Here is a 6,416-nt window from a genome sequence, read left to right on the forward strand (position 1 = left end):
AAGTGACTGTCAGTGGCGCAGTGCACTATCTAGGTGGGAGGTGGTGCGGGTGTCACGTGAGATCGCTCATGACTGTGATGTGCTCGTGATCGGTGGGGGGATCGTCGGGCTGTCCACGGCGTATGCGATCACGCGGTCCGCGCCCGGGACCCGGGTGATCGTGCTGGAGAAGGAAGGCGGACCCGCCCGGCATCAGACGGGCCGCAACAGCGGGGTCATCCACAGCGGGATCTACTACCGCCCCGGCTCGCTCAAGGCGCAGTACGCCGTGCGGGGCGCCGCCGAGATGGTGAAGTTCTGCGCGGAGTACGGCATCGCCCACGCCGTCACCGGCAAGCTGATCGTCGCCACCGACCGGGAGGAGCTGCCCCGTCTGCACGCCCTGGTGCAGCGCGGCCGGGAGAACGGCATTCCGGTGAAGGAGCTGGGCGGCTCCCAGATCCAGGAGTACGAGCCGGAGGTGCGCGGCCTCGCCGCCATACATGTCGGCACCACCGGGATCTGCGACTTCGTGGGCGTCGCCCGCCGGCTCGCGGAGGCCTCCGGGGCGGAGATCCGTTACGACGCGGACGTGGTGCAGGTCGACCGCCGGCCGGAGCGGGGCGTCGCCGTCCGCACCGCCGCCGGTGACATCGTCCGCGCGCGCGTGCTGGTGAACTGTGCCGGGCTGTACTGCGACCGGATCGCGCGGCTCACGGGCGATGAGCCGGGGATGCGGATCGTGCCCTTCCGGGGCGAGTACTACGAGCTCGCGCGGCCCGAGCTGGTGCGGGGGCTGGTGTATCCGGTGCCGGATCCGGCGTTCCCGTTCCTCGGGGTGCATCTCACCCGGGGGATCGACGGCGGCGTCCACATCGGGCCCAACGCGGTGCCGGCGCTCGCCCGGGAAGGGTACGGGTGGGGGATCGTCCGGCCGCGCGAGGTCGCCGTCACCCTGGCGTGGCCCGGTGCCTGGCGCATGGCCCGGCGGCACTGGCGGTACGGCGCGGGGGAGCTGCGGCGGTCCGTGTCGAAGGCCGCGTTCGTCGACGCGGTGCGCAGACTGCTGCCCGCCGCGGAGGAGAGCGACCTGGTGCCGACGGCCGCGGGCGTGCGGGCGCAGGCCGTGCTGCGCGACGGGGCGCTGGTGGACGACTTCCTGATCAAGGAAGGGGCCCGGGCGGTACATGTACTGAACGCGCCGTCACCGGCGGCGACGGCCTCCCTGCCGATCGGCAGAGAGGTGGCCCGCAAGGCGTTGGCGATGCTGGGCTCGGTACAGGACGGACCGAGCCGGGTCTAGGTCGGTGGCCGGGACGGGCCTGGTCAGCCGGGACAAGGCCAGGTCGACGGCCGCGACAGCCCTGGGGCAGCCGAGACAGGGCCAGGTCGACGGCCGGGAGAGGCCTGCATCGGCCGGAACAGGTCCAAGACGCCGGCCGCCCCGGAACAGGTCCAGGGCGGTGGCCGCGACAGGCCTGGGTCAGCCGAGACAGAGCCAGGTCGACGACCGCGACAACCCTGGGGCAGCCGGGACAGAGCCAGGTCGGGACGGGACTCGGGTGACCGGCGGCGGGATGCGCCGGCACCCTTAAAATCGAGTCACTGTGTCTGACTCCCTCAACGCCCCCGAAGCCTCCCAGCCCGCCGAGCCGGTACCGACCGGGGATTCCGGCGAGCACTGCGGCCATGCCCCCGGTGTCTCCGTCCGTCACACCCGGGCCAAGGGCGAGCCCCGCTTTCCCGACGGGCCCAAGGCCGACCCGGCCGGTTCCCACTTCGAGCGGCGGATCAGGAGCTTCCAGCCGCGCCGCAGCAGGGTGACCGCGGGCCAGGCGGACGCGCTGCAGCGGCTGTGGCCCAAGTGGGGGCTGGACATCGACGGGCAGCACCCCGTCGACCCGGCCGAGCTGTTCGGCAACGACAACCCCGTGGTGCTGGAGATCGGCTTCGGGATGGGCGAGGCGACGGCCCGGATGGCGGGCGCCGACCCGGAGACCAACATCCTCGCCGTGGACGTGCACACCCCGGGACAGGGCAACCTGCTCAACCTCGCGGACCAGCGCGGCCTCGCCAATGTGCGGGTCGGCAACGGCGACGCCATCATCCTGCTGCGCGAGATGCTCGCCCCGGACGCGCTCGACGGACTGCGCGTCTACTTCCCGGACCCCTGGCCCAAGAAGCGGCACCACAAGCGGCGGCTGATCCAGCCCGAGTTCCTGGACCTCGCCGCGACCCGCATCAGGCCGGGCGGGATCGTGCACTGCGCGACCGACTGGGAGCCGTACGCCGAACAGATGCTGGAGGTGCTCACCGCGCACCCGGCGTTCGAGAACACACAGCCGGGGGGCGGTTTCTCGCCTCGTCCGGAGTTCCGGCCGCTGACCCGTTTCGAGGGACAGGGACTGGACAAGGGACATGTCGTGAACGACCTGCTCTTCCGTCGCGTACAGCACCACAACCAGCCCCCCACCTAGGGTCAATGCCGTGGCCACCTTTCCTCCGTACCCGACGCAGCCGCCGCAGGCCGGCGCTCCTCCGGCCGCGCTCGGGCACGCGCACTGGTGGCAGCGCGGCTGGGTGCGCTACGGCGCCCTCGTCACCCTGCTCGCGCTCTCCGGCCTGGTCATCCTGGCGCTGGTGCGCGAACAGACCGGTACCGAGGGCTTCCTGGTCGGTCTCGGCCTCGCCGTCCTGCCCGTCCCGCTGCTGATAGCCGCCTTCCGCTGGCTGGACCGGGTGGCGCCCGGCCCCTGGCGGAACCTGCTCTTCTCCTTCGCCTGGGGCGCCTGCGCGGCGGCACTGATAGCGATCGTCGCCAACAGTTTCGCGACGAAGTGGATAGCCACGGCGACGGCCGACCCGTCCGGCGCCGACACGCTCGGCGCGACCGTCATAGCGCCCATAGTCGAGGAATCGGCCAAGGCCGCCGCCGTCCTGCTCGTCTTCCTCTTCCGCAGACGGGACTTCACCGGGATCGTCGACGGAGTGGTGATAGCCGGCATCACCGCGACCGGCTTCGCGTTCACCGAGAACATCCTCTACCTGGGCACGGCCTTCGGCACCGACCAGCTCACCGGCGACCGGGGCATCGCCTCCGTGACCGCGGCGACCTTCTTCGTCCGCGTCATCATGTCCCCCTTCGCCCACCCCCTCTTCACCGTCCTCACCGGCATCGGCTTCGGTCTCGCGGCGACCGCGGCCGACCGCCAGCACACCCGCCGCGTCCTGATCCCGCTGTGCGGCCTGCTGCTCGCGATGGGCATGCACGCGATGTGGAACGGCTCGTCGACCTTCGGCGAGTACGGCTTCTTCGCGGTCTACGCGGCCTTCATGGTCCCCGCGTTCGGCCTGCTGACCTGGCTGGTCATCTGGACCCGCCAGCGCGAACTGCGCACCGTCCGCGAGGAGCTGCCCGCCTACGCCGTCACCGGCTGGCTGACCCCCGCCGAGCCCTACGCGCTCGGCTCGATGCGGGCGCGCCGGATCGCCCGCGACTACGCCGCCCGCCACCTCGGAAAGCCCGGCGCGCGTGCGGTCGTACAGTACGAGGCCTTCGCGACCTCGCTGGCCTTTCTACGGCACCGGGGGCGCCGTGGGCGGGCGGGCGCCGACTTCGTCGTACGGGAACGGGAGTTGCTGGCGGAGCTGTGGCACCGCCGCGAGACCGCCCGGCCGGCCCTCGACTACGCGGCCCGCGCCACGGCACCCCCGGTCCCGGTGTCCGCGCCGCCCTGGCCGCTGTACGGGGCGTACGGATACCCGACGGGCCCGAACTCGGGGTACGCAGGCCCTGGCTACGCAGGCCCCGGCTACGGAGGGCCCGGGTACGGAGGCCCGTACCCGGCGTACAACCCGTATCAGTCGTAGAGCGGTCGTAGAGCAGCTCGGCTCAGGCCGATGCCTCCGTCAGGCGGTTCAGCTCCGTGTCCGTCAGGGTCAGGTCGGCCACTCCCAGGAGCGCCGGGAGCTGTTCCGGGGTGCGGGCCGAGGCGATCGGGGAGACCACCGTCGGCTGGGCCGCGAGCCAGGCGAGGGCGACCGTCGCGACGGGGGCGTCATGGGCCTCGGCGATCTCGTCGAGGGCGGCGAGGACCTTGCGGCCGCGCTCGGTCTCCAGGTGCTTGCCGGCGCCCGCCGCGGCGCGCGCGCCCTCGACCGTCGCGCCGGGCCGGTACTTGCCGGTGAGGAAGCCCGAGGCGAGGGCGAAGTACGGGACGGCGGCGAGACCCTGCCGGGAGGCGATGTCCCGCCGGTCGCCCTCGTAGGTGTCCCGGGAGACCAGGTTGTAGTGCGGCTGGATGGCGACGTAGCGGGCCAGGCCCTCCCGGTCGGAGACGTCGAGGGACTCCTGGAGCCGCTCCGGTGAGATGTTCGACGCGGCGATGTGCCGCACCTTGCCCGCCCGCACCAGCTCGTCGAGCGCCCCGATGATCTCCTCGACCGGCACCTCGGTCTTGTCGAAGTGGGTGTAGTAGAGGTCGATGCGGTCGGTGCCGAGGCGGCGCAGGGAGGCGTCCGCGGCGGCCTTGATGTTGGCGGCGGTCAGTCCCGGGAAGTCGGGGTGCTGGCTGACCTTGGTGGCGATCACGATGTCGTCGCGGTTGCCGCGGGAGGCCACCCACTTGCCGATGATCGTCTCGGACTCACCGCCGGAGTTCCCGTCGACCCACGCCGAGTAGGAGTCGGCGGTGTCCACGAAGTTGCCGCCCGCCGCCGCGTACGCGTCGAGTACGGCGAAGGAGGCGGCCTCGTCGGCGGTCCAGCCGAAGACGTTGCCGCCCAGGGCGAGCGGGAAGACCTCGAGGTCGGAGGAGCCGAGCTTGCGAAGAGAAGTCATGTCCTACGTCAACACCCGCACCGGAGAAGGATCTTCCGGAACGGCCGCAAACATCCCGTAAACAAACGGAGGCGGCCGCTCCGGGGCGGAGCCGGTGTCAGGGGTTGAGGCCCTTGCTGCGCAGCCAGGTCATCGGGTCGATACCGGTGGACTGCCCGTTCGGGTGGACCTCCAGGTGGAGGTGCGGGCCGGTGACGTTGCCGGTGGCGCCGATACGGCCGATGACGTCACCCGTGGCGACCTTCTGGCCGACGCTGACGCTGATCGAGGACTGGTGGCAGAACCACAGCTCGGTGCCGTCGTCGAGGGTGATGATCGTGCGGTAGCCGTACGACCCGGCCCAGCCGGCCTCGGTGACGGTGCCGGAGTGGATGGCCTTGATGAGGGTGCCGGTGGGCGCCGCGAAGTCGAGCCCCGTGTGGTACCCGGAGGACCACATCGACCCGGCCTGCCCGAAGGTGCCGGTGATCGTGTACGACACGACCGGAAGCTTGTACTGCTTGGCCAGCTCGGCCAGACGCGCCGCCTCGTCCGCCTTCTTGGCCGCGGCCTGGGCCTTGGCCTTGGCGGCCTTCGCCTGGGCGGCCGCGTCCTTCTCGGCCTTGGCCGCGGCGGCGTCGATCTGCCGGGCGAGGGCGGCCTCGGTGGCGTACTGCGCCTTGCTGTCGACCTGGACCTGCTGCGACTCGGCCTGCGCCATGATGCGGTCGCGCAGCGCCTCACCGGCGTCCCTGGCACCCTGCGAGGTGTCCGTGGAGGCGACCCCGACGCTGCTGAGCGCGGTGGCGGAGCCCTTGGGGGCGTCCGAGCCGCCGTCGAACACATGGGCGACGGAGGCCAGATCGGGCATCGAGATGGAGACCGGCGGCTTGCCGGTGTTGGCGCTGGCCATACCGCCCGCGCCTACGGCGGCTATGACACCGACGCCGAGAACGGTGGAGCTACGGGCGAGCCCGCCGCCGCCCCGCTGCTTGGCGACGCGGTGCCGGCCGCGTACCGGGCGGAGCGAGTCCTCGGTGGGATTCCACTCCTCCCACTGCCCCTCGTCGATACGGGGTCCGGCGAAGCCGAAGGGCTCGGTACTCGGCACGAACGGGGCTGCCGGGGCAGGCGGGTTGGACGCCACGTGGGCGTGCTCCTTTCCTTCCTTCTCGCCTACCGGGTTAGCTGACGGGTTCGGAGCAGGAAGGTCTCCTACGCGCGTATACCTGTCGTGCTGCCACGACGGCATCCGCGCGATTCACCCCAGGGTGGTGGTTCCCCGGCTCCCTTGCGGGATTCGGCGCGTGCGCACGGAGCCGACTCTTGTGACGGCTGGGACGACCGCGCTGCGTTATCGAACGTTAATAGACCCGGGGTGTGGATTCCAAGGTGTTCCGCTTGATCATTAACCTTCTTGGCCTGGACTTAGGTGCCATGACCGGCTAAAAACGGGCGAGTTGACCAGCCCTCAGGATCCGCCGCACGGCTGCGGCTGTCCGCCGTACGGCCAAACACTCAGGGCCGGAGTCCATGTGTCTGGACTCCGGCCCTGGGCCTTGAGTAGCGGGGACAGGATTTGAATTGAAGGTGTAGTCGTAGCCGTCGGGGTTGGCCG

Annotated in this window: 5 protein-coding genes and 1 riboswitch; of the genes, 3 read left to right on the plus strand and 2 right to left on the minus strand. The window is 71.2% G+C overall.

Annotation, left to right across the window (positions count from 1 at the left end; translation table 11 throughout):
• Positions 1 to 40: 40 nt before the first annotated feature.
• The 3 genes from lhgO to ABZT17_RS35665 all read left to right on the plus strand — a co-directional run bounded on the left by lhgO (position 41) and on the right by ABZT17_RS35665 (position 3,849).
• The gene (gene lhgO / locus ABZT17_RS35655; RefSeq protein WP_356355303.1) at positions 41 to 1,282 is read left to right on the plus strand and encodes an L-2-hydroxyglutarate oxidase; all 1,242 of its coding nucleotides are present in this window, start codon (positions 41 to 43) and stop codon (positions 1,280 to 1,282) included.
• A gap of 304 nt (positions 1,283 to 1,586) precedes the next feature.
• Positions 1,587 to 2,456 carry a tRNA (guanosine(46)-N7)-methyltransferase TrmB gene (gene trmB, locus ABZT17_RS35660; protein WP_356355305.1) on the plus strand — a complete coding sequence of 290 codons (870 nt, stop codon included), beginning with the start codon at positions 1,587 to 1,589 and terminating at the stop codon, positions 2,454 to 2,456.
• Between the two features lie 10 nt (positions 2,457 to 2,466).
• Positions 2,467 to 3,849 (plus strand): PrsW family intramembrane metalloprotease, encoded by a 1,383-nt coding sequence (locus ABZT17_RS35665; protein ID WP_356355307.1) that lies wholly within the window; start codon positions 2,467 to 2,469, stop codon positions 3,847 to 3,849.
• A gap of 22 nt (positions 3,850 to 3,871) precedes the next feature.
• Here the strand turns inward: ABZT17_RS35665 and ABZT17_RS35670 are convergent, their stop codons facing one another.
• Together ABZT17_RS35670 and ABZT17_RS35675 are read right to left on the minus strand one after the other, a co-directional pair.
• Positions 3,872 to 4,819 (minus strand): aldo/keto reductase, encoded by a 948-nt coding sequence (locus tag ABZT17_RS35670; RefSeq protein ID WP_356355309.1) that lies wholly within the window; start codon positions 4,817 to 4,819, stop codon positions 3,872 to 3,874.
• 97 nt (positions 4,820 to 4,916) lie between these two features.
• Positions 4,917 to 5,945 (minus strand): M23 family metallopeptidase, encoded by a 1,029-nt coding sequence (locus ABZT17_RS35675; protein ID WP_356355311.1) that lies wholly within the window; start codon positions 5,943 to 5,945, stop codon positions 4,917 to 4,919.
• 11 nt (positions 5,946 to 5,956) lie between these two features.
• Positions 5,957 to 6,114: riboswitch (cyclic di-AMP (ydaO/yuaA leader) on the minus strand.
• Between the last annotated feature and the right edge of the window lie 302 nt (positions 6,115 to 6,416).

The organism is Streptomyces sp. NPDC005648 (assembly GCF_040605395.1).
Lineage (GTDB): Bacteria > Actinomycetota > Actinomycetes > Streptomycetales > Streptomycetaceae > Streptomyces.

What these genes read in the sequence shown, in the direction of transcription:
- ABZT17_RS35670 (WP_356355309.1), bottom strand. Translation starts at nt 4,819, where the DNA reads ATGACTTCTCTTCGCAAGCTCGGCTCCTCCGACCTCGAGGTCTTCCCG.